At 60.2% G+C, this 22670-nt stretch carries 20 protein-coding genes; 9 read left to right on the top strand and 11 right to left on the bottom strand.

Features of this window, described 5'->3' with window-relative positions:
* Positions 1–20 precede the first annotated feature (20 nt).
* The 5 genes from PMI28_RS22725 to PMI28_RS22745 all read right to left on the bottom strand — a co-directional run bounded on the left by PMI28_RS22725 (position 21) and on the right by PMI28_RS22745 (position 5996).
* Complete coding sequence (locus PMI28_RS22725) at positions 21–1148, bottom strand: acyl-CoA dehydrogenase (RefSeq protein WP_007983604.1); 1128 nt, start codon at positions 1146–1148, stop codon at positions 21–23.
* Positions 1149–1289: 141 nt separating this feature from the next.
* Positions 1290–2483 carry an acetyl-CoA C-acyltransferase gene (locus PMI28_RS22730; protein WP_007983602.1) on the bottom strand — a complete coding sequence of 398 codons (1194 nt, stop codon included), beginning with the start codon at positions 2481–2483 and terminating at the stop codon, positions 1290–1292.
* 12 nt (positions 2484–2495) lie between these two features.
* Positions 2496–3257 (bottom strand): SDR family NAD(P)-dependent oxidoreductase, encoded by a 762-nt coding sequence (locus PMI28_RS22735; protein ID WP_033063132.1) that lies wholly within the window; start codon positions 3255–3257, stop codon positions 2496–2498.
* Between the two features lie 16 nt (positions 3258–3273).
* Entirely contained in the window at positions 3274–4938 is a 1665-nt protein-coding gene (locus PMI28_RS22740) for an AMP-binding protein (RefSeq protein WP_007983598.1), read from the bottom strand.
* A 134-nt stretch (positions 4939–5072) separates the two neighbouring features.
* Positions 5073–5996, bottom strand: coding sequence for a carbon-nitrogen hydrolase family protein (locus PMI28_RS22745; protein ID WP_007983595.1), 924 nt, complete (start codon positions 5994–5996; stop codon positions 5073–5075).
* 84 nt (positions 5997–6080) lie between these two features.
* Here PMI28_RS22745 and PMI28_RS22750 point away from each other — a divergent pair, with 84 nt between their 5' ends.
* Positions 6081–7034: a LysR family transcriptional regulator gene (locus PMI28_RS22750; RefSeq protein ID WP_007983593.1), complete on the top strand. Its 954-nt coding sequence runs from the start codon at positions 6081–6083 to the stop codon at positions 7032–7034.
* On the opposite strand, the gene PMI28_RS22755 is transcribed toward PMI28_RS22750, so the two are convergent.
* Positions 7009–7260, bottom strand: a complete 252-nt coding sequence (locus tag PMI28_RS22755) for a hypothetical protein (protein WP_007983592.1) — start codon at positions 7258–7260, stop codon at positions 7009–7011. The two genes, PMI28_RS22750 and PMI28_RS22755, sit on opposite strands and share 26 nt — an antisense overlap.
* 164 nt (positions 7261–7424) lie before the next feature.
* On the opposite strand from PMI28_RS22755, the gene PMI28_RS22760 reads away from it, so the two are divergent.
* Entirely contained in the window at positions 7425–7742 is a 318-nt protein-coding gene (locus tag PMI28_RS22760; RefSeq protein ID WP_007983589.1) for a DUF883 family protein, read from the top strand.
* Positions 7743–7871: 129 nt separating this feature from the next.
* Here the strand turns inward: PMI28_RS22760 and PMI28_RS22765 are convergent, their stop codons facing one another.
* A complete protein-coding gene (locus tag PMI28_RS22765; RefSeq protein WP_007983587.1) occupies positions 7872–8912 on the bottom strand; it encodes an Ldh family oxidoreductase in 1041 nt (346 codons plus the stop codon).
* Between the two features lie 234 nt (positions 8913–9146).
* Here PMI28_RS22765 and PMI28_RS22770 point away from each other — a divergent pair, with 234 nt between their 5' ends.
* Both PMI28_RS22770 and PMI28_RS22775 read left to right on the top strand, forming a co-directional pair.
* Positions 9147–13979, top strand: a complete 4833-nt coding sequence (locus PMI28_RS22770) for a dermonecrotic toxin domain-containing protein (protein WP_007983586.1) — start codon at positions 9147–9149, stop codon at positions 13977–13979.
* A 214-nt stretch (positions 13980–14193) separates the two neighbouring features.
* Complete coding sequence (locus PMI28_RS22775) at positions 14194–15195, top strand: FecR family protein (RefSeq protein ID WP_007983584.1); 1002 nt, start codon at positions 14194–14196, stop codon at positions 15193–15195.
* Between the two features lie 57 nt (positions 15196–15252).
* Here the strand turns inward: PMI28_RS22775 and pvdQ are convergent, their stop codons facing one another.
* The gene (gene pvdQ / locus PMI28_RS22780) at positions 15253–17604 is read right to left on the bottom strand and encodes a bifunctional acylase PvdQ (RefSeq protein ID WP_007983582.1); all 2352 of its coding nucleotides are present in this window, start codon (positions 17602–17604) and stop codon (positions 15253–15255) included.
* A 249-nt stretch (positions 17605–17853) separates the two neighbouring features.
* Here pvdQ and PMI28_RS22785 point away from each other — a divergent pair, with 249 nt between their 5' ends.
* On the top strand, positions 17854–18225 hold the full coding sequence (locus PMI28_RS22785) for a hypothetical protein (protein WP_007983580.1): 372 nt from the start codon (positions 17854–17856) through the stop codon (positions 18223–18225).
* An 8-nt stretch (positions 18226–18233) separates the two neighbouring features.
* Here PMI28_RS22785 and PMI28_RS22790 read toward each other — a convergent pair whose 3' ends face one another.
* A complete protein-coding gene (locus PMI28_RS22790) occupies positions 18234–18422 on the bottom strand; it encodes a hypothetical protein (RefSeq protein WP_007983579.1) in 189 nt (62 codons plus the stop codon).
* Between the two features lie 156 nt (positions 18423–18578).
* Between PMI28_RS22790 and PMI28_RS30730 the strand changes: the two genes are divergently transcribed.
* Positions 18579–18716, top strand: coding sequence for a hypothetical protein (locus PMI28_RS30730; protein ID WP_007983577.1), 138 nt, complete (start codon positions 18579–18581; stop codon positions 18714–18716).
* A 7-nt stretch (positions 18717–18723) separates the two neighbouring features.
* Here the strand turns inward: PMI28_RS30730 and PMI28_RS22795 are convergent, their stop codons facing one another.
* Entirely contained in the window at positions 18724–19650 is a 927-nt protein-coding gene (locus tag PMI28_RS22795) for a LysR family transcriptional regulator (RefSeq protein ID WP_007983575.1), read from the bottom strand.
* 117 nt (positions 19651–19767) lie between these two features.
* Between PMI28_RS22795 and PMI28_RS22800 the strand changes: the two genes are divergently transcribed.
* On the top strand, positions 19768–20763 hold the full coding sequence (locus PMI28_RS22800) for an aldo/keto reductase (RefSeq protein ID WP_007983573.1): 996 nt from the start codon (positions 19768–19770) through the stop codon (positions 20761–20763).
* 47 nt (positions 20764–20810) lie between these two features.
* Here PMI28_RS22800 and PMI28_RS22805 read toward each other — a convergent pair whose 3' ends face one another.
* Entirely contained in the window at positions 20811–21341 is a 531-nt protein-coding gene (locus PMI28_RS22805; protein WP_007983571.1) for a hypothetical protein, read from the bottom strand.
* A gap of 382 nt (positions 21342–21723) precedes the next feature.
* Between PMI28_RS22805 and PMI28_RS22810 the strand changes: the two genes are divergently transcribed.
* Positions 21724–22170 carry a DUF411 domain-containing protein gene (locus tag PMI28_RS22810; RefSeq protein ID WP_007983569.1) on the top strand — a complete coding sequence of 149 codons (447 nt, stop codon included), beginning with the start codon at positions 21724–21726 and terminating at the stop codon, positions 22168–22170.
* Positions 22170–22604, top strand: coding sequence for a YqaA family protein (locus PMI28_RS22815; RefSeq protein ID WP_007983566.1), 435 nt, complete (start codon positions 22170–22172; stop codon positions 22602–22604). Before PMI28_RS22810 ends, PMI28_RS22815 begins: the two co-directional genes overlap by 1 nt.
* The last annotated feature ends 66 nt before the right edge of the window (positions 22605–22670 follow it).

Raw genomic sequence — 22670 nt, 5'->3', positions numbered from 1 at the left:
CGCTCACAGGGAACTCCTTCTTATAGATTGCGCGAAATGACCATGCGCTGAATATCGCTGGTGCCTTCGTAGATCTGGCAGACCCGCACGTCGCGGTAGATCCGCTCCAGCGGGAAGTCGTTGAGGTAACCGTAGCCGCCAAGGGTTTGCAGCGCCGAGGAGCATACCTTCTCGGCCATTTCCGAGGCGAACAACTTGGCCATAGACGCTTCGACCAGGGCCGGTTTGCCACTGTCGCGCAGGGCGGCGGCGTAGTGCACCATTTGTCGCGCCACGGCGATCTGGGTGGCCATGTCCGCCAGGCGGAACGCCACGGCCTGGTGTTCGATGATCGGCTTGCCGAAGCTCTCGCGCTCACGGGCGTAGTCACGGGCCGCTTCAAACGCGGCGCGGGCCATGCCCACCGATTGCGAAGCGATGCCGACGCGGCCGCCTTCAAGGTTGGCCAGGGCAATCCTGTAGCCTTCGCCCTCCTCGCCCAAACGGTTGGCCACCGGGACCTTCACGTCTTCGAAGAGGATCTGGCAGGTGTCGGACGCATGCTGGCCGAGCTTGTCCTCGACCCGCGCAACGGTGTAGCCGGGCGAGTCGGTCGGCACGATAAACGCGCTGATGCCACGCTTGCCGGCGTTCGGATCGGTCACCGCAAACACAATCACCACACCGGCATTGCGCCCGGAGGTGATGAACTGCTTGCAGCCGTTGAGCACGTAGTGATCGCCCTCCAGACGGGCACGGGTTTTCAGGCCGCTGGCGTCGGAACCGGCCTGGGGTTCGGTCAGTGCGAAGGCGCCGAGCATCGCACCGCTGGCCAGTGGTTTGAGGAAGCGTTCTTTCTGCTCATCCGTGCCGTAGTTGAGGATCGGCACGCAGCCCACGGAGTTGTGCACGCTCATGATGGTCGAGCAGGCGCCATCGCCAGCGGCAATTTCTTCCAGGGCCATGGCGTAGGCCAGGTAACCGGTGTCGCATCCGCCCCACTGTTCCGGCACCAGCATGCCAAAGAAACCCAGCCCGGCCATCTCGCCGATGGCTTCCTTGGGAAAGCGGTGTTCGCGATCCCATTCGGCAGCGAACGGCTTCAGCCGTTCCTGGGCAAAGTCCCGGGCCATGTCGCGGATTTGTTGTTGGTCGTCATTGGGGATCATGGTGAATCCTTGAATCAAGCTAAGTGCGAATCCCTGTGGGAGCGGGCTTGCTCGCGAAGAGGCCGTGTCAGTCGAATTCTTTGTTGAATGACACACCGCTTTCGCGAGCAAGCCCGCTCCCACATGGGTTTTGCGTCTATTTCAGTACAGGCATTCCACGGCCATGGCCGTCGCTTCACCGCCGCCGATGCAAATCGCTGCGACGCCGCGTTTCAGGCCTTTCTGGCGCAGGGCCGAAAGCAAGGTCACGAGAATCCGCGCACCAGACGCCCCGATCGGGTGACCCAAGGCGCAAGCACCGCCGTGCACGTTGAGTTTCTCGTGGGGGATTTCCAGATGAGTCATCGCGGCCATGCCGACCACGGCGAAGGCTTCGTTGACTTCCACCAGATCGACGTCGTTGAGCGACCAGCCGGTTTTTTTCATCAATTTCTTGATGGCGCCAATCGGTGCCACCGGGAACAGGCCCGGGGTGTCGGCGAACGCCGCGTGACCATGAATCACCGCCAACGGTTTCAGGCCTTGTTTCTGTGCTTGCGACTGGCGCATCAACACCAGCGCCGCCGCACCGTCGGAGATCGAACTGGAGTTGGCCGCCGTCACGCTGCCACCCTCGCGGAACGCCGGTTTCAGCGAAGCGATCTTGTCCAGTTTGGCTTTTGGCGGCTGCTCGTCATTGCTGATCACGACTTGCTCTTTGCCGACCGTCACGGTCAGTGGGACGATTTCGTCCTTGAAGCTGCCGTCCTGGATCGCCTGCTGGGCGCGAGTGGTCGAGGCGATGGCGAACGCGTCCTGGGCTTCACGGCTGAAGCCGTTGGTTTCGGCGCAGTCTTCGGCGAAGGTGCCCATCAGGCGGCCCTTGTCGTAGGCGTCTTCGAGGCCGTCAAGGAACATCGAGTCCTGCACCCGGCCATGGCCCATGCGGTAGCCGGCACGGGCGCGGTCCAGCAGATACGGCGCGTTGGACATGCTTTCCATGCCACCGGCGACCACGACGTCGGCACTGCCAGCCAACAACATGTCGTGGGCCAGAATCGTCGCTTCCATGCCGGAACCACACATCTTGTTCAGGGTGGTGCAGCGGGTCGATTTATCCAGCCCGGCACCCAGCGCCGCTTGACGCGCCGGAGCCTGGCCAAGGCCAGCCGGCAGTACGCAGCCAAACAGCACTTCATCGACGCTATCACTGGCGACGCCGGCGCGCTCAACCGCGGCCTTGATGGCAGCAGCACCGAGTTGCGGCGCGGTCAGGCTTTTCAGATCGCCCTGGAAACCGCCCATCGGGGTGCGGACGGCGCTGACGATAACGATTGGATCGTTGGACATAGTCATGACAAATCCTCCTTACTTGGCGGCCATGCGCAAGGCACCGTCGAGACGGATCACCTCGCCATTGAGCATGCTGTTTTCAATAATATGCCTGACCAGCCCAGCGTACTCGCCCGGTTTGCCCAGACGCGGCGGAAATGGCACGCCAGCCGCCAGGGAGTCGCGGACTTCCTGGGTCATACCCGCCATCATCGGGGTCTCGAAGATGCCGGGAGCGATCGTCATCACACGGATGCCGAAGCGTGCCAGTTCGCGGGCAGCGGGCAAGGTCAGGCTGACAATCGCACCTTTGGACGCCGAGTAAGCCGCCTGACCAATCTGGCCGTCGTAAGCCGCAGCAGAGGCGGTGTTGATGATCACGCCGCGCTCGCCGTCGGCATCCGCTTCGGTCTCGGCAATCGCCGCTGCCGCAAGACGCAGCATGTTGAAGCTGCCGATCAGGTTGACGTTGATCACCTGGCTGAAACTGGACAGCGTGTGTGGACCGTTCTTGCCGAGAATCTTCTCGCCACGCACGATGCCGGCGCAATTGACCAGACCGTTGAGGCCGCCGAAGGCTTTGACCGTCGCTTGCACAGCCGCTTCGGCCGCCGCTTCGTTGCTGATGTCCGCCACCACGCTTTGCGCGCCAAGGCGCTGGGCCTGGGCCGCAACGGCCTCGGCGTTCATGTCCACCAGCATCACTTTCGCGCCAGCGGCGACCAGCACCTCGGCGGTGGCGGCACCGAGGCCGGAAGCGCCGCCAGTGACGATAAAAATCTTGTTCTCGATCTGCATCATTGTTTCCCTGGATTCAAGCTGGAACGTTCTTCGCCGCAGCCTCTTGAGCCTTGGCGATTTCCTGGTTGCGCAAGATAAAGCGCTGCAATTTGCCGCTTGGGGTTTTCGGCAATTCGCTGACAAATTCGATTTCACGGGGGTACGAGTGCGCCGCCAGACGCTTGCGCACGTGCTGGCGCAGCTCTTCGGCCAACGCAGGTTCTGCGCGGTATTGCGGGCTGAGCACGACGAAGGCCTTGACCAGTTCGGTGCGCTCGGGATCGGGCTTGCCGACCACGGCAGCCTCGACCACGGCCGGGTGTTCGATCAACGCACTTTCCACATCGAACGGACCGACCCGGTAGCCTGAAGTGGTAATCACGTCATCACTGCGACCGACGAAGCTGATGCTGCCGTCCGGGTTCCACTCAACGGTGTCGCCACTCAGGTAGTAGTTGCCAACGAAAGCCTTGGTCGGCCCGCCTTCGTAGCCGGCGAACCAGCACATCGGCGATTGGCTGCGGTCGATGGCCAAAATGCCCGGCTGGCCAACGCCCAGTTCCTTGTACTCGTCATCCAGAACCACAATGCGGTGGCCTGGCGAGGCAAAACCGGCGGCGCCCATGTGGATCGGGTGCTCAAGGCCGTGGTGGTTGCACAGCACCATGCCCAGTTCGGTCTGCCCGTAATGGTCGTGGATGACCACGCCGAGGTTGTCGGCGAACCAGCGGATCACTTCCGGGTTCAGCGGCTCGCCGGCGCTGCTGACGATACGCAACTTGCCCTTGATGGATTTGGCGAATTCATCACCACCGGCAATCAACAAACGGTAGGCTGTCGGCGAGCCGGTGAGGTTGGTAATCCCGTACTTGTTGATCACCCGGCAGGTGCTTTCGAGGGTGAACGGGCCGTCGTAAAAGGTGATCGGATGGCCCATGGACATCGGCCCCGTGACACCGAAATAGATGCCGTAGGCCCAACCCGGGTCGGCGACGTTCCAGAACGCGTCTTCCGGGCGCAGATCCACCGCATCGCGGGTGTAGCTCTGGAACGCGACGATGGCCTTGAGCGGCACCGACAGTGCTTTCGACGGGCCGGTGGTGCCTGAGGTGAACATCAGCAGGAACGGATCTTCGCCGGTCAGCAGCACTGGTGCACAGTCGGCGGAATAATTGGCCAGTTCGGCCCAGAAACTGAAGTCGCCACGAACCAGGCCCTGCCCTTTGGCGCCGGTGACGGTAACCGTGGTCGGGCAATCGGCGACTTCGGCGAGTTTCGGCCGGTTCACCGCATCGGTGACCACCACTTTGGCACCCGAGCAGCTCAGGCGGTGCTCGATGGCTTTGGGGCCGAACGCGGTGAATAGCGGTTGATACACCGCGCCGATGCGCCAGGTAGCGAACACGGTGATCAACAATTCGATGTTGCGTGGCAACAGGCCGGCGACCTTGTCGCCCTTCTTCACGCCCTGGGCCAGCAGATAATTGGCGAAACGCGCGGCCTTGTCCTGCAATTCGGTGAAGGTGTACGTCGCACCGGTGCCGTCGCGGCCTTCCCAGAACAGCGCGATGCGCCCCGGCAAGGCATGCCGGTCACAGCATTCGACACAGGCGTTGAGGGCCGTCAGATCGCCTGCGAGTGCGGCGTCGACGGTGTGCTGATAATTGAACTGAGAAGTAGCAGACAAGTAATCGCGCATTGCCAGAATCCCTCTGTGTTTTTGTTAGGTTGGGGGAACCGTAAACAACAGGGAAATACTCGCTCTGCTTGGGGTGGCGGGCAATGGTCAAAGCTATCAAGTTGTCTGACTGCTTTGGCCAAAGCCCTCAGGCATCAGGAAGTGAAGCGCACCCCCGGTTTAGCGCGCTCGTCCACGGTCAGCTCGAACACATCAGGGCGAGCGTAGTGACCGACCACGTCATAGTCGTAGCGGGCGCGCACCAGGTCGTCAGTGTCGATTGATGCGGTAAGCAAACCGGCGCTGTCGCGCAACGGTCCGGCGAGAATGTCGCCCATGGGACCAACAATCACGCTGCCGCCAGCAATCAACGGCCGATCCGCCGGCCAGTTGGCGATATCCAGGCCCAAGGCCTGCGGCGACGCCTGGACCTGACAGGCACTGACCACGAAACAACGCCCCTCATGGGCGATGTGGCGCATGCTGACCTGCCACATCTCCCGCTCGTCCACGGTCGGCGCGCACCATACTTCCACGCCTTTGGCGTACATCGCGGTGCGCAGCAGCGGCATCATGTTTTCCCAGCACACCACCGCGCCGACACGTCCGACCTGGCTGTCGATCACCGGCAGCGTCGAACCATCGCCCTTGCCCCAGATCAGCCGTTCGGTGCCCGTGGGCATCAGCTTGCGGTGTTTGGCCACCAGCCCGGCCTGGGGATCAAAGTACAGCGCGGTGCAGTACAAGGTGCTGCCGGCGCGCTCGATGACGCCGATCACCAGATTGGCCCCGGTGCGTGCGGACAGCGCCGCCAGCGCCTCGGTTTCCGCGCCGGGCACGTCGATGGCATTGGCAAAATAGCGCGCAAAGGCTTCGCGCCCTTCCGGCAACCGATAACCGAGCTGCGTGCCAAAACCCTCCCCCTTGGGATAACCACCCAGCAGCGCTTCCGGCATCACCACCAGCGCGGCGCCGGATTCGATGATCGCGTTTTCATAGGACAGGATTTGTTCCAGGGTTTCAGCCTTGCCACCGGGCAAGGCGCCGATTTGCAGGGCGGCAACGATTGATTTGGGCATTGCACAGACTCCATTCGCATCAGGTGTTGCTCATTCTCCGGCGCCACGTGATCATCAAAAAAGACCGATTCACTGCTGAATGATATGAGCCAAATGAATATCACCGACATCGACCTCAACCTGCTCAAAGTCTTCGAAGCGCTGCACGAAGAGTCCAGCGCCAGCCGTGCCGCCTTGCGTCTGGGTGTGACCCAATCGGCGGTCAGCGCGGCCTTGCGCCGGTTGCGCGAGGTGTATGGCGATCAGCTGTTCGTGCGCACCGGACGAGGCTTGGCCCCCTCACTCAAGGCCAATCAGCTCAAACCGGTGGTCAGCGATGCCTTGAACAAATGCCGGCAGAGCCTGGCGATGGTCGATCCGGCCGCCCGGCAGTACGAAGGACGCTCGGTGACCGTGGGAATGTCGGATGATTTCGAAATAGCCTACGGCCGGCGGCTGATCGAAGAAATCGCCCGTTGCGCGCCGAAACTGCGGCTGATTTTCCGCCAGACCCACAGCCAGATCGTGGCTCAGGCGCTGATGGAACGCAGTATTGACCTGGCGATTACCGCGGGCGGTTTTGCCGAGCGGCTGCTCAGCCGTCAGGTCCTGGGGGAAGGCGGATATCTGTGCCTGGCAGACCCGTCGAGCCTGGTCGAGGGCCAGCAGAGCATCAGTCTTGAAGAGTTTGTGGCCCGCGAACACATTCTGGTGTCGTCCGGCGGTTTTATCGGTATTACCGACGAGGGGCTGGCGGCACTGGGGTTGAGTCGGCGGGTGTGCGCCTCGACCACGCATTTTGCCGCGTTGCCCCATTTGCTCAAGGGCAGTCCGGCCGTGGCGACCATTCCGGCACATGCCGCCCGAAGCATCGCGGCGCTCAGTGGGCTGGCACTGCTGCCCTGCCCCTTGGCGTTGCCGCGCTACCCGATCGAACTGGGCTGGCGCACCGGCAACCCGCTCGACCCGGTGGTGTTGAAAGTGCGCGAGGCGATTGTCGCGTGTTTCGCGCAGGAGCTGCCGCCGGCTGCTCCTACTTGGCCGCCATCAGGCGATTGACCTCACTGCGCACCATGTTGGCGAATTCCGGGGGCGACATGCCGTCCAGTTCGGCGCGCACCCATTCCGCCCACTTGCCTTTGCGCTTGGCCCGTTCACCGAACAACCGTGCGGCCTCGCCCTTGGCTTTGCCCAGGTTGTTTTGCCAGAGTTCGAACAGACGGGATTTCTCGTCTTCAAGCGCAGCGCGCTCGGCGAGGGGTTTGTCGGCCAGATTGAAGCTCATGGGAATTTCCTGCTGCGTAAAATTGGCGACATCTTACACTGTAGGGCGAAATGTCCTGCGCCGGTTTTTCAGCAAGATGACCTCCCCAGGCAAAATAGCTGCAACTTTTCCGACGACGACAGACTCCATCATTCATTGTCCACCTACCTGCAAGGAGTACTTCAATGGCCCGCAAAACCGCCGCGCAAGCCGCCGAAGATCAAATCAAGGATCAAGCGTTCAGCGAGCTGAAATCGCTGATCGAAGAGTCGGAAAAGCTGCTGAAAAGCAGTGCCTCGCTGGTCGGGGAAGAAGCGGAGACCCTACGCGGACAAATCGCCCTGAAACTTCGGCAAGCCAAGGATTCGGTGAGCAGCGTACGCGACCGCACCCTGCCCGCGGTCGAGGCCACTGAAACTTACATTGGCGGGCACCCATGGCAAACCGTGGCCATTTCCGCCGGGTTCGGTCTGGTCGTGGGGTTGTTGCTGGGCCGTCGCTGAGCATTCCGATCAAAAACCGCAAACCTTGTAGGAGCGAGCTTGCTCGCGATGGTCGTTAACGATTACGCGGGAAATCTGATTCCCCACGGAGCCCTCAAGTCCATCGCGAGCAAGCTCGCTCCTACAGGATCAGAGCCCGGCCAGCTCCTGCAGGTTCGCCAGCGTCTGGGCATCCAGTTCGATGCCGTTGGCCTGCGACCTGGCGCGCTGATGGTGACGCCGGTCACCCGGCAAACGCTTCAAGCCAACACCGTGCATTTGCCGCACCAGTTCCTGGCTGCGCTCGGCAAAACTTTGCCCTGCTGCTTTGCCCGGATCGATCACGATGAGCAATTGACCCGTCCACGGCGTCTTGGCGCCTGGGTGGTTCTTCCAGTCGAATTCGAAGGAAAAATTGCCGCCAGTCAATGCCGCCGCGAGCAACTCCACCATCATCGACAATGCCGAGCCCTTGTGCCCGCCAAAAGGCAGCAACGCACCGCCCTCAAGAATCGCTTTCGGGTCTGTGGTCGGCTGGCCGAGGCTGTCCACGCCCATCCCTGCCGGCAAGCGCTCACCCTGGCGTGCGGCAATTTGCACATCGCCATGGGCAATGGCACTGGTGGCCAGGTCGAAGACAATCGGCTCGCCATCAGCCCGCGGGGCAGCAAAGGCAATCGGGTTGGTACCGAACAGCGGCCGGTCAGCGCCGTGGGGCACCACGCAGGTCATGCTGTTGACCACGCTCAACGCTACCAGGCCCTCATAAGCGAAGGGTTCGACATCCGGCCACAAGGCAGCGAAATGGTGCGAGTTACGGATCGCCAACACTGCAATGCCGGCACTTCGGGCTTTCTGCACCAGTAGTTCACGTGCTGCCGCCAGGGCCGGTTGCGCAAAACCGTTACCGGCATCGACCCGCACAAATCCTGAAGCCACATCTTCGACCACCGGAACGGCCTGGCCATTGACCCAGCCGCTTTGCAGCGTCGAAACATAACCAGGAATCCGGAATACCCCGTGGCTGTGCGCGCCGTCGCGCTCGGCGCCGGCACAGTTTTGCGCCAGCACCCGGGCAACGTCGGCCGACGTGCCGTGACGCAGAAAAATCTTCTCGAGCAAAGCGCTCAGCGCTTCGAATGACAGGTGTGGCGAGACCGCCGTAGAGGCATGTTCGTGTGGCGCAGACATCTGAAGCTCCAGACTGATTATTGGAGGGAACAACAGCGTACAAAGACCCGTCGATTAACAACGCGCGGCAAGCGACCTGTCAACCTTTCGCTGAGGGTCAATGACGTTTATCCGTGCCACGAATACGCACGGCCCGTGCGTTATCTATTTACCACCTGCGTCGTCCCGCCGGCTTTTAGTCTCGATGCTCAATCCACAGGCGCCTTTGAGTGGCACCTTGAACGAGACTCGACGATGTCTACACCTGTAACTCCGCTGTTTTTTCCTGAGGCGCTGAAGTTGCGCGGCCTCTGGAGAGAACTGGGCAAAACCCACGGGCTGACGCTAAAAGACTTCGAATGGTTCAGCCAAATCGAACTGGCCACCCAGGCACTGCGCGATCAGCAGACGCCGCCCATGCTCGCGAAAACAATCCGGCTGAAGATCCCGAAACTGGAACCTGTGGTGCTGGCCGGCAGTTTTTTACTGACCGCGACACCCGATGACAATGGCCTGATTCTCTACACCCCCTACACGGGAATAAAAAAGTTCGCTGACCGTACCGCCCTGACCCAACACCTTATGACTCAACTCAAAGCGGCCAGCGAAGAAGACGATCTGCTGGCCTTCATGGCGTTGTCCCTACGCAAGGCCGTGGTGGACGCCGCCGACATCGAACTCGACTTTCAAACCATCGACGGTGACGTGTTCGAGGACCAGCGCAACACCCTCTCCACCCTACAGCAGATCAACGACCAGGCCCTGCTCGACGAACTCAAAGCACTACCGTCCCTGACGTCGCTGCTCGATGCATGGCTGGGTGAACAGCTGGCTTCGTCTTTTCCCGGTCTGGATCAGCGCCAGACCCGGGTGAACTTCTATCTGGCAACAACGCAAGAGAACGATGATGAAAGCCGTCCAACGCGGCGCTGGGTCCACTCCCTGTCCCTGAGTGACGCCGTACTCCTGCACTATCGCCATCAGCGTTGGCCGTCCGGACAGTCCCATGAGTTTTCCCATCCGAAAAAGTCCCCGGCAAACGCCGACCAGCCACGCTGGGAAGCCGCGGTCACGACGCTCTCACGCACACTGGTCAACCAGTTGGTCGGGCAGCTCGATGGTTTCTGGGCGGCGGCGAGTGCCGATGGTGCATCGCGTCGCGAATTCTTCGGCCGCGCCATCGCCGATCAGGTGCGGGTGCAACTGCTGCTCAAGCGCGAAGCCGGGATCATCAGCCCGGAGCAAAGTCAGGATTTGCACGCGTTGATCTCGCCGGCCAGCCGAACGAACCAGTCAATGACGGTCGAAACCGTGCGCCTGTGGGAGTACAAGGCCAACTATGTCGAGCTGGCCGGCTCACTGATGGTCAGCGCCAGCCATGCGTTTCTCTACACGCCCACCGAAGGCCTGCAGGTGCTCAAGGACTATCAGGACTTGTGCGATACCGTGCTCGGCAAGTTCAGCGCGGCCGGTCACGAGGATGAGCTCTATGGCCTGCTGAGCCTGGACGAACGCCAACGCTTCATCGGTTTTGATCGGCCGAATGTGACCGGGGAAGTGATTTCCGGCGCGATCTTCCACAAGCTCTTCGACGCGATCGTCACCAAGCAACTGCAGAACATCGAATATGCCCTGCAGGTGTTCCGTCACAGTGACGGCGCCGTGGACATCCACGCGCTGTTCGACAAGGCGCTGGATATCCGCTCGATGATCGGCGAACGCTTGCTGACACGGGAAACCGACGGACGCTGGAGCACCCGGCCCGTGTTGTCCGGCAATCAGCATCCCTCCATGGTGCTGGCCGATACGGCGGCAGCTTTCGCCAAGACCTTCAGCGACATCGAATCACTGATCAACGCAGACTTTGCAGCACAACCGCTCGCTTCCCTTGCCTTACAGCGCATCTATCTGGAAAACATGAAACCCCGCCTGGCCCATGCGCTTTCCGTCGGCGTCCGTGGCGAAGCCAGTGTTCGCGGGCTCAGCGCGACACTGCGGGACGCGGACCGGGCCATTGTCGAAACGGTTTTCAACCCGGATCAGGCCAGCCGGCACAATCGTCGGTCACTCAAGGGCTTCCGGCCCGATGCCTACTCGTTGACCCTGGCGTGCTCCGGTCAGAGGGATGTCCTGCCCCTGGCCCATTGCCTGCTCTTGACCGAGCGTGGCGGGCTCGACCCCTCGCATTCCGGCCGGACGATCCTGTGGACACCCGCCGAGGGCCTGGAAGTGTTTGACACCATCAGTCGTGCGCGGCTGGAACTGAACCGCCGTCTGCTCGACCCACGACATCGCCTGGCGCTGCTGGAAAACCTCACCCCGGCCCAGCGCATCTTTCACCAACGCTACTCACTGGGTCCGCTGCGGTTGATTGCAGGGTCTGCATTGGAGCAAGTCGCGCAATCGTCCATCGAGCATTTTCTCGCTCGCTGCGAACACGTGCGCACCTTCGAACTGAACGACACAAAGCAGAAAAAGGCCCTGAAAGCCCTGACCACAACAGTCTTCAACACCAACCTGCAAAGGGCCACCTCGATTTCCCGTGCGATCAGCCGGCAGCAGGCCCTGCCCGCCTGGCTTGGCATGGCACCGCTGGAAGACCAGCAACTGCACCTTGAACTGCTGGAGCAATACCGCAACAACGTTGATGAGGACAAAGACTACTTGCACGGGATCAAACCCCTAAAGTCGTATGTGCATGAAACGCTGACGTCGTTGCTTGGCAGCCGCTTCCCTGAAAAAGCACTGGACCCCGACGACATCGAAATCACCCCCGACCTGACCCTGGCTGGCCCCGCCCGGAGCCTGACTGAATTCGCCCTGAACCATGTCAACATCGCGCAAGGCACCGGGTTCAACGTCAGCTCGGCAACCCCTCAAGCACTGCCCGCGGGGTTGGACCAGGCGGCGGTCCGTAAACTGTTACTGTCACTGGGCATTGCGCAGAAATACGCTAAACAGGTCTCGGACAGCCTGTCGAATCAAGCGGCTGGCATCGAAAGCCGAATGTTACGCTTCGTCAAACAACTGCCCTGGCAACTGCTGCAACACGCCCACCAACTGAAGCTGCAGCAACGGCTGTCCGACGGAGCTTTCGATTTGCTTCGGCAAGTGCTGGACATGCCGGACGCCATCGCCCGGGCGGCCGTGCAGGGTGCGCACGCGATTGCCCGACCTCTTGAACTGATCAAGACAACTGGTAGCACCGCCGTCAAGGCGCTGGGCCTGTATCTGATTGGCCCAGGCAGTGGCAAGGCAGGCCCGCAAATCCTCTACGCCCCCTACCACCCCGGTGGTTCACCGTTTGTCGAGTTCGCCAATGAGGCCCGCGTTGTCGCGGCGCTCAACACACCGGGGCCATTGCAGGACATGTTGATTCGGCGCCTGCCGGACAGTGAGCAAACGGTGTTTCGCAACCTGTTCGAGTCCACCGCCGGCCAGCCCAGCGAAATCACCCTCGCGTCCAGCCCCTTCGACGGCAACCTGCTCACCCGCTTTTTCCATGACAACACCCAACTGCTGGCGCAGTTGCTCGCCAGCCAGTCACAGGCTACCGGTCAGTCGGACTGGGAGGCTGTCAAACACCTGTTCGGCTCGGGCATTGAGCGCATCTCAGCCCTGCTGCCGGGCAAACTCGCGTATGGGCAATTTCTTTGGCAGGCCTTCAAGGACGCCCGAAATTCGGCCGAAGCCCTGCAGGACCATCACTGGGGGGTGGCATTACGGAACTTTATTGCCGGTGCCGCGCAACTCGTGTCGTTGGGCCGGTTATCGCTTGAAGGATGGAACGACACCGCCCAGGCAACCGGCGAGGCGGTTGCTCAACCGGTTGCCACCCCTGTAATTGCGCAACCCTGGTCGCAGATCCGGTCGACAGCCGCGCTGCGTACTCGGCTACAACCGTTCGAAACCACGGTCGAATTGAAGGGCCTGACGAAAAGCCGCACTGATGGCACCTACCTCGAAGCGGCCAGCCAGAAAACCTTCGCCGCCATTGCCGGCAAGGTGTACGGCGTGAACAAGACCGGGGCGGTTTGGCGAATGGTCAAGGGCGAAGAAGAAGGCCCCGTGTTACGGGCAGCATCTGACAAGCAACTGCTGATCGACCCGGATACCCACACCGTCCACTGCGGAAAAGCCCTCTCGAAAATGCACAATCAGTTTGCCAACGCCCTTGTTGCCAGGGATGTGCTGAACATCGAGGCACGGGGGATGGAAGAAATCCGCGCAAAACATCCCGAAAAAGCCCGGATGATCGTGCAGGCCATCGACATCGCTCGCCATTACGCGTTCAACAGCCTCCACAACATGGTGCAGCTACGCAAACTTCTCCCGGGTACACGACTGGATACATTCCTCAAGGGTTTCTTTGGTGTGAGCCAGGTCGACATGGCGCTGATCGAAAAAATCAAGAAAGCCATCGTGCCCATCTGCAACGCGCTGGTCGATCCCGATGAAGACTGGATGAACTCGCAACGCTTTATCGTGGGCTCAAACCGGGACCCGAACAACCATCTCATCGCGTTTGTCCTGGATAAGGATCAACAGCGCAATGTGCACTTCACGGAACGATTCTTCGACCAGCAACTCGACTGGTACAAATCCTGTTTAAGCCAGCCCTTCAACGTCGATGGCCACAGTCAGGCCGCCACGCTGATACACGAGTTCGCCCATTTGTTTTCCGAGGCCGTGGACATCGCCTACCTTGAGGCCAGGCGCCCGTTCAGCGATCTGGTAGCGCCGATCACCACCTATGGCGCCGCCATGAAACAGTTACAGCTGGACTTCCAGCGAGCTGCCTTGTCGACGGAAACGCCGCAGGAGGAACTGTTCGCACGCTGGAACAGTGGGCTGCAATCGTGGATCAGCCTGGATTCAATTCCCGGTTCTTATCACGTCGGCAAGGCCGTCCTGAGGCTAACGGGCAGCAAGACCATGGATAAGGCGCGGGAAGCTTTTTTAAACGTGCAGGATCCGAAGTTCCGAACCGATGTCATTTTGCACAATGCCGACTCGATCGCGTTTCTGATCTGCGAAATGGGCCGGCAACTGGACCCGGTGCCCGTCACTTCGCCCCCTGAAACCTGATCCTGACGTAACACCGCGCAGATCCCCGGATCCGCGCGGTACACGGTGCGTATTTTGATCTTTTTTTCACGCCCCCTGTGGATACTGCTGCCCGACAACAAGTGTTCCAGAGGCAAGTCGTTGAAAAAGAACTGCACATTGATAGTTAAATGCCATGACTGATGTTCTCGCAGACTTCCCCCAAGGTTAGAATGCACGAAATCAGGATGAGCCAATGACCGACCACATGCTCTCGGAAGCCGAATACGACGCTGTCACCGATGCCGCTGCGCATTGGTGCATGCGTCTGCACGCCAGTGACTGCACTGAGCAAGAGCGCCAGGCGTTCGAGCAATGGCGTGATGCGCATCCGCTCCACGCCTTCGAGTACGAAGCGATGCTGGAGATCTGGGATGTCGCCGGCGACTTGCCCCGCCCCGAGCCGGTCGTGCCGCTGGTTCGCCCCCAACGGGAAAACCCGTGGCGCCGCCTGGGCATTGCAGCGGCGGTGTGTGCCCTGGCACTGCCTTTGGCCGGTTATGGCGGCTGGCACCTGGGCTGGGTACCGAACGCTTACCAGCATTTCGAATCGACCGACAGTGTTCGTACCGTCACGTTGGACGACGGCAGCCGGGTGGAACTGAACCTGGGCAGCGAGCTGACGTACAGCAACTACAAGGATCAGCGGCAAGTCACGCTGAAAAAAGGCGAAGCTTTCTTCAGTGTCAGCCATGACACCCGTCACCCGTTTGTGGTCAAGGCCGCCGAAGGCCGGATTCGGGTGACCGGGACCCAATTCAATGTGTGGATGTATGAAGACCAGGTCAAGGTCAGCCTGATCGAGGGTTCGGTACTGGTCAGCAGCAACGACGACCTGCCCGGCGACGGTCTGCGCCTTGATCCGGCAATGCAGGCCAGTTATCGCCACGGCGACTTCATCCCCCGCATCAGCCAGACCTATGACAATGACAGTTCGCTGGCATGGCGCCAGGGCAAACTGGTGCTCGACGATCTGGCACTCCACGATGCGTTGCCGCTGATCAATCGCTACCTGGACAAACCGTTGATGGTCGCTGACAACAGCACCGGCTCGATCCACATCGGCGGTATCTACAACATCAAAGAGATCAACGGCCTGGTGAAGTCCCTGCCGCGGGTCCTTCCGGTCTACCTGACCCGCAATCAGAACGGCAATCTGGTGGTCAACGCGATTCCGCAAAAATCCCCGAAAAGCTGAAAAGGCCGCCACCCTTTCGGGGTGCGGCCTTCAGCGTCCATGCAAAAATCCACGGCCTTACTGCGCAGTCACCTCGGTAGCCTTTGCATCCTGCTGGCGGATCGTCTGCACCTGATAGTTCGGGTCGGACAGGATCTGTTGCTCGGTGAAGGGCAGCGTGCTCCATTGTTTTTTCGAAAAGGCCTGCGTCTGATCCCGTGAAAACTTCGAGGCCGGGTCACTGGACAACGAGAACGCCAGCAGCCCTTTGGCCTGCGGTCCGTTTTCGTCAAAGGTCACCACTTGCAGGTAACTCGTGCCGCTGACCACTTCGCGCTTGCCATCGCTGCGCGGTACGCTCTGGATCGAGTTATAGACCCCCAGCGTCCCCGGCCCGCCGTGGATCGGCGTCTGTTGTCCGCCGCTGCTGACCACCTGGATATCGCCCCAGCGGCTGTCGGGTTGCAGTCCTGAAGCGTTGACTTGCTCAACCGAAGCCAGCATCGCTGCCCGCAGCGCCTTCGCCACTTGCGGGCGATCGACTGCGAGTCCACGCGGGGTATGTTGCGGATCCTGCGAATCGAAGGCGACACGCCACAGGTCCGGCACTGGCTCCAACGCCTCCATGACATTCTGGAAGTGCACAAAGCCCAGGCCGCTGTCGAGGTTGGCCTTGCGGTCCCACGCCTTGAGGCTGGCGCACAGTGGCGTGAGGGTTTTTGCATCGGCACCGAGATCCGCAGCGCAGAATTGCAGCAGGTCCGTCATCACTTGAGGGGCCAGATACACCTGGTCGTCCATCACCATCTGCTGCAGATCCGCCGTCCCGACGGTGCCGGTCAGCGTACCCAGGCGATCCAGGGCAAAGCGTGAGCGCAGCCCCAATGGCCGGTTGTCCTGGCTGATCAATGGCGAATAGCCGGTCAGCGGTTGCGCCGGGTTGGCCATCCATGCCGAATCGTTGGAGTGCTGGACAAAATCCTTGCGCAACAATTGCGGCAACTTGTCGGACGCAAAGATGCCCTGCTGTGGCGCCTGCGGGTCGATATCCCAGGCACAGGCGCTGTTGGAGCCGTCGAGAATGATCATCTGCACACCCAATCGCGGGTCGCTGCATTGCGCCAGCTTGTCGACGCTGACGTTGGGCACCACCGAGAGGTTCATGTACAGCGTCTGCCCCTGATCGTCCGCCGCCAGGGTGTTGACCCACGGAATACCCTGGATCTTGTGCACCGAAGCCTGGAAATCCTTGAGGTTTTCAGCGCGGTTCATCGCGTACCACTGCTGCAGAACGCGGTCGTTATCCAGATTGGCGTCACGCAGGCTGAAGGCGTACTGATGATCCCAATCCAGTTTTCCCGGCCATTGCACCACCGGACCGAATTTCGAGCTGTAGACCACACGGGAAATCGCCTGGACCTGCCCGTCCGCCTGCCTGACATTGACGGTCACAGTCTGCTTGTCCATCGGCAAGGACTGGCCGTCGAGCAGATAGCGGGTCGAATCCTTGGGATCGAGTTGCAGGCGATACAGCGTGAAATGTCTGGACGAGTCCACGGTGTGGGTCCAGGCCAGATGTTGATTGAAGCCGATGTTGATCACCGGCAGGCCGGGCAACGCCGCCCCCATCACATCCAGTTTGCCGGGAATGGTCAGGTGCATCTGATAAAAACGCATGCCGCCGACCCACGGAAAGTGCGGATTGGCCAGCAACATGCCGCGTCCGTTAAAAGAACGCTCGCTGCCGATAGCGACGGCGTTGCTGCCCCGGTCCAGGGCAAACCGCTGCATCTGCGTGGCGGCCACCTGGAACACTGCCTGCGGGTTTGACGCCCGGGCCACGGCTTCGGGTGGCGTGGCACCGGCCAGGGCTTCGGCAAACTGGCCGACGCCACCTTCGACCAACAAGCGCCGGGTCAGCTTGACCAGATCCGCCGCGCTGATGTCCCGCACCCAATCGCCCTGGCACTGCGGCGGCAAACCCTGGGCGCGACGTTCGCTCAAGAAGCGGTTGTACCCTGCCACATAGCCTTCGACCAACTCACGCACTTGCGGGGTCTGGGCCTGCCAGAAACCGGCGACCGCCTGCGGGGTGTTCAGCCAGTTGAAAAACACATCGCTGACCAGGTTTTCACGCGCTTCAACGGTGAGCTGATCCGCTGCGAAATACCGCGAACGTTCGCCGTTCACCGTCGTGATTTCGTTGGCCAGCAGGCACAGATTGTCCTGGGCGTAGGCATAACCGATGCCGTAGCCAAGCCCGCGTTCGTTGTCGGCGCGGATGTGCGGCACGCCGAAACTGGTTCGGCGGATGTCGGCGTTCGTTTGCGCAGGCGCACCACTCGCGCTCGCCGCAAGGCTCAGCCCCAGGCTCAACCCCAGAGTCACACCCGCCAGGCTCAACCTGGTTAACTGGCTGGAAATAATCACGCTCGCTCCTGATCGAAAAAACGATGGCCCCAGGTGCGCATACCGGCGCGCGCTGTGCCTCCCTGTAGGGACGAAGCTCACCACAAAAATTTAGGGTTTTACTGCACGACTGCGCAAGGACTCACGGGTTGATCACACGACGGCGACAAATTTTCTACATTTGAGCCTTCATGATTTGGGATGCTCATCCGTCTAGTCACGTAAGAGCGCCCATTTTTCCTGATCAGGCTCTGAAAAGGAGTTTTTGCAATGTATAACTCGCAACTGCCAACGGACGGTAGCAATGCGCCAAAGGGTACTTCCATGGGAGTCGACGTATTCGAGCCGCGTAGCGATCGCCACGGCAACGAGCGGATCAGAATCCTGCTCAAAAGTTTTGGCCTGCGAACCAGCCTGATCCGCCTGAAAGTCATCGATGCCCTGCTGACCGCCGCCGAAAACGACCGCAGCCTGGGTGTGCGCGGCGTGCACAGTCAATTGCTGGACCTGGATGTTCCCCTGTCCTTTCTTAGCGTGCGTGAAGTGCTAAAGCGCTTGTGCAGCGAAGGCGTGATTGTCCTCAACCCCGACAAAAGCTACAGCCTGCATCCACAGGCTGCTGCCATCCTGCGCAACCAATGATCGAATGATCAGGGCTTGACCTTGCGCCGCATCACACCATTGACGACCACCACGATCACCGCCACGCCGATGGCGATGTACTGGAACATTTTTTCGCTGATGACGCCGGTGTTCTGCAACCAGGAAAGGCCAAACATGATCCCCAGCACCACCAGGGAGATCAGAATCGAGTATTTCAAACGTTGCGACTGAGTCATTGCGGGTTCCTGAATCTGAAAATGTATCCGGTTTGTATCGATACGCATGCCAAGCGCTTACCCTGTTTTGGGGATAAGCCGCTACAAGCGGGGTCTCATGTTACAGCCGATGAAGAGTTTTAGCTTCATTGCGGCGATAACCATGAGGACTTTCAAATGTTGCGTCGAATCACACTGTTGATTCCCCTGCTTGCCATCCTGACCCTGAGCGGTTGCATTGTTTTCCCCCACGGGGGCTGGCACCACGATCACTATGGCAACCATGGCGGACCGGGTTACTACCAGCACCGTTGATAGCTGCTCAACGCCCTGAATCCTTTCTGTAAAAGTCATTGCCGGGCTGGGCACACAGCTCCACCAGCCAATCGACAAATACACGCACCCGCCGGGATAACTGGCGGTGCGGCGGATAAAGCGCCGTCATTGGCATGCCCGGTGGCGGCACCTCCCTCAGCACTTCACACAAACGCCCTTCCTCCAGTTGCCGGGCGACGTGATAGTACGGCGTCTGCACCAGACCATATCCCGCCTCGCAGGCCGCCAGATAGCCATCGGCACTGTTGACCGCCACCTGCTTGGGCAGGTCGACCGGGCGCACCTGGCCATCCACGACAAACTCCAACCCATAGCGTTTTGCGCTGCTGCTGGAGAAATACTCGACGACCTGATGCCCGCGAAGCTCATCCAGGGTCGTTGGTGTTCCATGTCGCTGCAGATAGTCGGGGCTGGCACAGGTCACCTGATCCATCATCACCAGCGGCCGCGCCACCAGCGAATCGTCCAGCGGCTCGCCACCGCGCAACACACAATCGACACCTTCGCGAATCAGGTCGACCGGCCGGTCATTCAAGCCGATTTCCAGCTCGATCAACGGATAGCGGGCCGAAAACTGCGGCAGTGCCGGAATAACGACCAATCGCCCCACTCCCGCCGGCATGTCCACGCGCAATAAGCCCTTGGGATTGTTACGGGCTGCGCTGAACACCGACTCGGTCTCTTCAAGATCCGCCAGCAATTGCACGCAACGCGGGTAATAGGCCGCACCGTCGAGCGTCAGGCTGATCTGCCGCGTGGTGCGTTGCAGCAGTTGCACCCCCAGATGCGCCTCCAGTTGCTTGATCAGAATGGTCACCGAAGCCCGGGGTAATTGCAGGCTGTCGGCAGCCCTGGCAAAGCCACCGAGCTCGACGATTCGGGTAAAGACGCGCATGGCGTTGAAACGGTCCATTACTGGCTCCACCGACTGATTGTTTAGATTTAACGAATACTGATAGCCGTTTTAGCCGGTTTATCTTGTTTCTGTCGAGGCGAACAATGGCGATTCATTTCACAGGGAGCTGATTTCATGCACACACGTCAATTGGGAAAAAACGGTCCGCAGGTGTCGGCCATCGGCCTGGGCTGCATGGGCATGACCGATTTCTACACCACCGGCACGGACACCCGCGAAGCCACGGCCACCCTGCATCGCGCCCTGGAGTTAGGCGTCAACCTGCTCGATACCGCCGATATGTACGGCCCGCACACCAATGAAGAGCTGATCGGCAAGGCCATTGCCGGCAAGCGCGATCAGGTGTTCCTGGCCAGCAAATTCGGCATCGTCCGCGACCCGGCCAACCCCGGCGCCCGGGGCGTCAACGGTCGGCCGGAATACATTCGCCAGTCCATCGACGGCAGCTTGAAGCGCCTTGGGGTAGACACCATCGACCTGTATTACCAGCACCGTATCGACCCGCAAGTGGCCATTGAGGAAACCGTCGGCGCCATGGCCGAACTGGTCAGTGCCGGCAAGGTCCGTTACCTGGGATTGAGCGAGGCCTCGGTGGCGACACTGGAGCGCGCGCACAAGGTTCATCCGATCAGTGCGTTGCAAAGTGAGTATTCGTTGTGGAGTCGTGATCAGGAAGAAAACGGTTGCCTGGCTGCCTGCCAGCGCCTGGGCGTCGCCTTTGTGCCTTACAGCCCATTGGGTCGAGGGTTTCTGACGGGAGCATTGAAAAGCCCGGATGATTTTGCGGCGGACGATTACCGTCGTTTCAGCCCGCGCTTCCTGGGCGAAAACTTCGCGAAAAACCTGCTGCTGGTGCAGCAAGTGCAGGCACTGGCGGCAGAAAAAGGCGTGACGGCGGGCCAACTGGCGCTGGCGTGGGTACTGGCCCAGGGTGACTACCTGATCCCGATTCCAGGCACCAAGCAACGTAAATACCTGGAAGAAAACGTAGCCGCACTGCAAGTGACGCTGAGCGCCGAAGAACTGCACGCGCTGGAAGCGATCTTTCCGGCGCATGCCACCGCCGGCCTGCGTTATCCGGAGGAAGTCATGAAATTGCTCGACCGGTAAGGGTCGCCGGCCCGTTCGATGAACCGGACGGGCCGGGCAACACCGCGTCAGGCCTTGGCCGACAGTTCATTGCCTGGCGTTGCCATGGGGCCGTTGCTTTTGCCGTAAGTTTCCAGGTTTTGCAGGACGTAGATCGCTTTTTTGAATTCGGGAATCAAGTAGTTGGCGTACTTGTTACCCTTCAGGTTGTTGTTCTGGATGTTGTCCAGTTGAATCGCGAAATATTCCAGCGCATTGAACTTCGCGTCCGGGTCCTTGATGCCAAACCGGTCGAACTTGTCACCGGCATTGCTCAGCGTAACCGCCGTCACATCGCTGATCAGGCCACGCTCTTTCAGAAAGACACTGAGATTGCCCATGGATTTGACTGAAATATTTGTGGGGTCAAAACCCTTCATTTGCTTGCGCATTTCCATCTTGTCCATCTTGGCCGTATCCAGCGCAACTGGATTGTTGCCCACCAGGTTCAGCATCTGCCTGACCTTGTCATTCTGGGCAACAGGCTTCGATCTGCTGTTGGTATCTCGAACCAATAGTCCCGCCTTTGGGGTCCATGCGCCGGTATAACCGATAGTCATGAAAAACTCCTTGTCTGACCAAGCTAAGTGGTCGCGAGTATCAACTGGAGCATGGGAGCCGCCTAACGTTAATTAAGTTCTTTTACAATTTTTGTACATTTCAGCCACACACCGCAAAGTGCCTTGTTTATTGGGTCATGGCGCTTTAATGAATAGCCCTACAGGTTTTTCTTACATGACAATCAGCTGGTTTGTATCAATACCGATACCGACCCCGGGCATACAACCTGACGATTTTGTAATGCCCCCCTCATCTGCCTGACAGTGATGATCTAGCATCATTGAACAGCGGATTTCTGTAGCAATTCGAAATACTCCATGAATGCCTGACCGGAAAAAGTGGTCAGAATGCGTTTTTTGCCTGTTAGCCGAGACAAATCCCATGCGAAACCCTCTGCGTCTGATCGCCCTCAGCGCCTTGTTCATTTCCTCCCTGGCCCAGGCCGCCGACCTCATTCCGATCGAGGTTCATCGCGACGCCAATTGTGGTTGCTGCAAAAAATGGATCACTCATCTTGAAGCCAATGGCTTCAAGGTCGATGACCACGTCGAAGCCAACATGAGTGAGTTCAAGCAACAGCACGGCGTGCCACCACGCCTGGCGTCGTGCCACACGGCATTGATCAATGGCAAATTCGTCGAAGGTCATGTCCCGGCCGACCAGGTCCTGGCCTTGAGCAAGCGTGACGATCTGCTGGGCGTCGCTGCGCCCGGCATGCCCATGGGTTCGCCCGGCATGGAAATGGACGGCATGAGCGATGCCTATCAGGTCATCGGCCTGAAAAAGGACGGCACTGACGTGGTGGTCGCGGACTATCCCGCCCATTGATGGCCGGCGCGTACCTCGGGCTGTTTTTCGCCGCATTCGGTGCTGCCACGCTGCTGCCGTTGCAATCCGAAGCGGTGCTGGTGGGACTGTTGCTCAGCGACCGCTACTGGCTGTGGGTGCTGCTGGCGGTGGCGACAGTCGGCAACGTTCTGGGTTCGCTGCTTAACTGGTGGCTGGGGCGCGGGATCGAGCGGTTCCGCGACCGGCGCTGGTTTCCGGTGAGCCCCCGGCATCTGGAAAAAGCCCGGCTTCATTACCAACGCTATGGCCATTGGTCGTTGCTGCTCAGTTGGCTACCCGTGATCGGCGATCCGCTGACGCTGGTCGCCGGTGTCATGCGCGAGCCATTAGGGCGCTTCCTGCTGATCGTCACCCTGGCCAAAGGCGCACGCTATGGCGTACTGGCCGTGGCGACGCTGGGCTGGATGAGTTAAGCCATCGAGGGCAGTCAGCGCGACACCCTTTGTAGCAGCTGCCGAGCCCGCGAGGCTGCGTTCGGC

It is taken from the genome of Pseudomonas sp. GM48 (assembly GCF_000282335.1).
Lineage (GTDB): Bacteria > Pseudomonadota > Gammaproteobacteria > Pseudomonadales > Pseudomonadaceae > Aquipseudomonas.
The sequence above is the reverse complement of the archived record's forward strand: the minus strand, read 5'-3'. Positions and strand labels throughout refer to the sequence as shown.

What these genes read in the sequence shown, in the direction of transcription:
- PMI28_RS22800 (WP_007983573.1), top strand. Translation starts at nt 19,768, where the DNA reads ATGCACACACGTCAATTGGGAAAAAACGGTCCGCAGGTGTCGGCCATC.
- PMI28_RS30730 (WP_007983577.1), top strand. Translation starts at nt 18,579, where the DNA reads ATGTTGCGTCGAATCACACTGTTGATTCCCCTGCTTGCCATCCTGACC.
- PMI28_RS22765 (WP_007983587.1), bottom strand. Translation starts at nt 8,912, where the DNA reads ATGTCTGCGCCACACGAACATGCCTCTACGGCGGTCTCGCCACACCTG.
- PMI28_RS22805 (WP_007983571.1), bottom strand. Translation starts at nt 21,341, where the DNA reads ATGACTATCGGTTATACCGGCGCATGGACCCCAAAGGCGGGACTATTG.
- PMI28_RS22745 (WP_007983595.1), bottom strand. Translation starts at nt 5,996, where the DNA reads ATGCCCAAATCAATCGTTGCCGCCCTGCAAATCGGCGCCTTGCCCGGT.
- PMI28_RS22795 (WP_007983575.1), bottom strand. Translation starts at nt 19,650, where the DNA reads ATGGACCGTTTCAACGCCATGCGCGTCTTTACCCGAATCGTCGAGCTC.
- PMI28_RS22815 (WP_007983566.1), top strand. Translation starts at nt 22,170, where the DNA reads ATGGCCGGCGCGTACCTCGGGCTGTTTTTCGCCGCATTCGGTGCTGCC.
- PMI28_RS22760 (WP_007983589.1), top strand. Translation starts at nt 7,425, where the DNA reads ATGGCCCGCAAAACCGCCGCGCAAGCCGCCGAAGATCAAATCAAGGAT.
- PMI28_RS22790 (WP_007983579.1), bottom strand. Translation starts at nt 18,422, where the DNA reads ATGACTCAGTCGCAACGTTTGAAATACTCGATTCTGATCTCCCTGGTG.
- PMI28_RS22740 (WP_007983598.1), bottom strand. Translation starts at nt 4,938, where the DNA reads ATGCGCGATTACTTGTCTGCTACTTCTCAGTTCAATTATCAGCACACC.
- PMI28_RS22775 (WP_007983584.1), top strand. Translation starts at nt 14,194, where the DNA reads ATGACCGACCACATGCTCTCGGAAGCCGAATACGACGCTGTCACCGAT.
- PMI28_RS22735 (WP_033063132.1), bottom strand. Translation starts at nt 3,257, where the DNA reads ATGCAGATCGAGAACAAGATTTTTATCGTCACTGGCGGCGCTTCCGGC.
- PMI28_RS22750 (WP_007983593.1), top strand. Translation starts at nt 6,081, where the DNA reads ATGAGCCAAATGAATATCACCGACATCGACCTCAACCTGCTCAAAGTC.
- PMI28_RS22770 (WP_007983586.1), top strand. Translation starts at nt 9,147, where the DNA reads ATGTCTACACCTGTAACTCCGCTGTTTTTTCCTGAGGCGCTGAAGTTG.
- PMI28_RS22725 (WP_007983604.1), bottom strand. Translation starts at nt 1,148, where the DNA reads ATGATCCCCAATGACGACCAACAACAAATCCGCGACATGGCCCGGGAC.
- PMI28_RS22810 (WP_007983569.1), top strand. Translation starts at nt 21,724, where the DNA reads ATGCGAAACCCTCTGCGTCTGATCGCCCTCAGCGCCTTGTTCATTTCC.
- PMI28_RS22730 (WP_007983602.1), bottom strand. Translation starts at nt 2,483, where the DNA reads ATGACTATGTCCAACGATCCAATCGTTATCGTCAGCGCCGTCCGCACC.
- PMI28_RS22755 (WP_007983592.1), bottom strand. Translation starts at nt 7,260, where the DNA reads ATGAGCTTCAATCTGGCCGACAAACCCCTCGCCGAGCGCGCTGCGCTT.
- PMI28_RS22785 (WP_007983580.1), top strand. Translation starts at nt 17,854, where the DNA reads ATGTATAACTCGCAACTGCCAACGGACGGTAGCAATGCGCCAAAGGGT.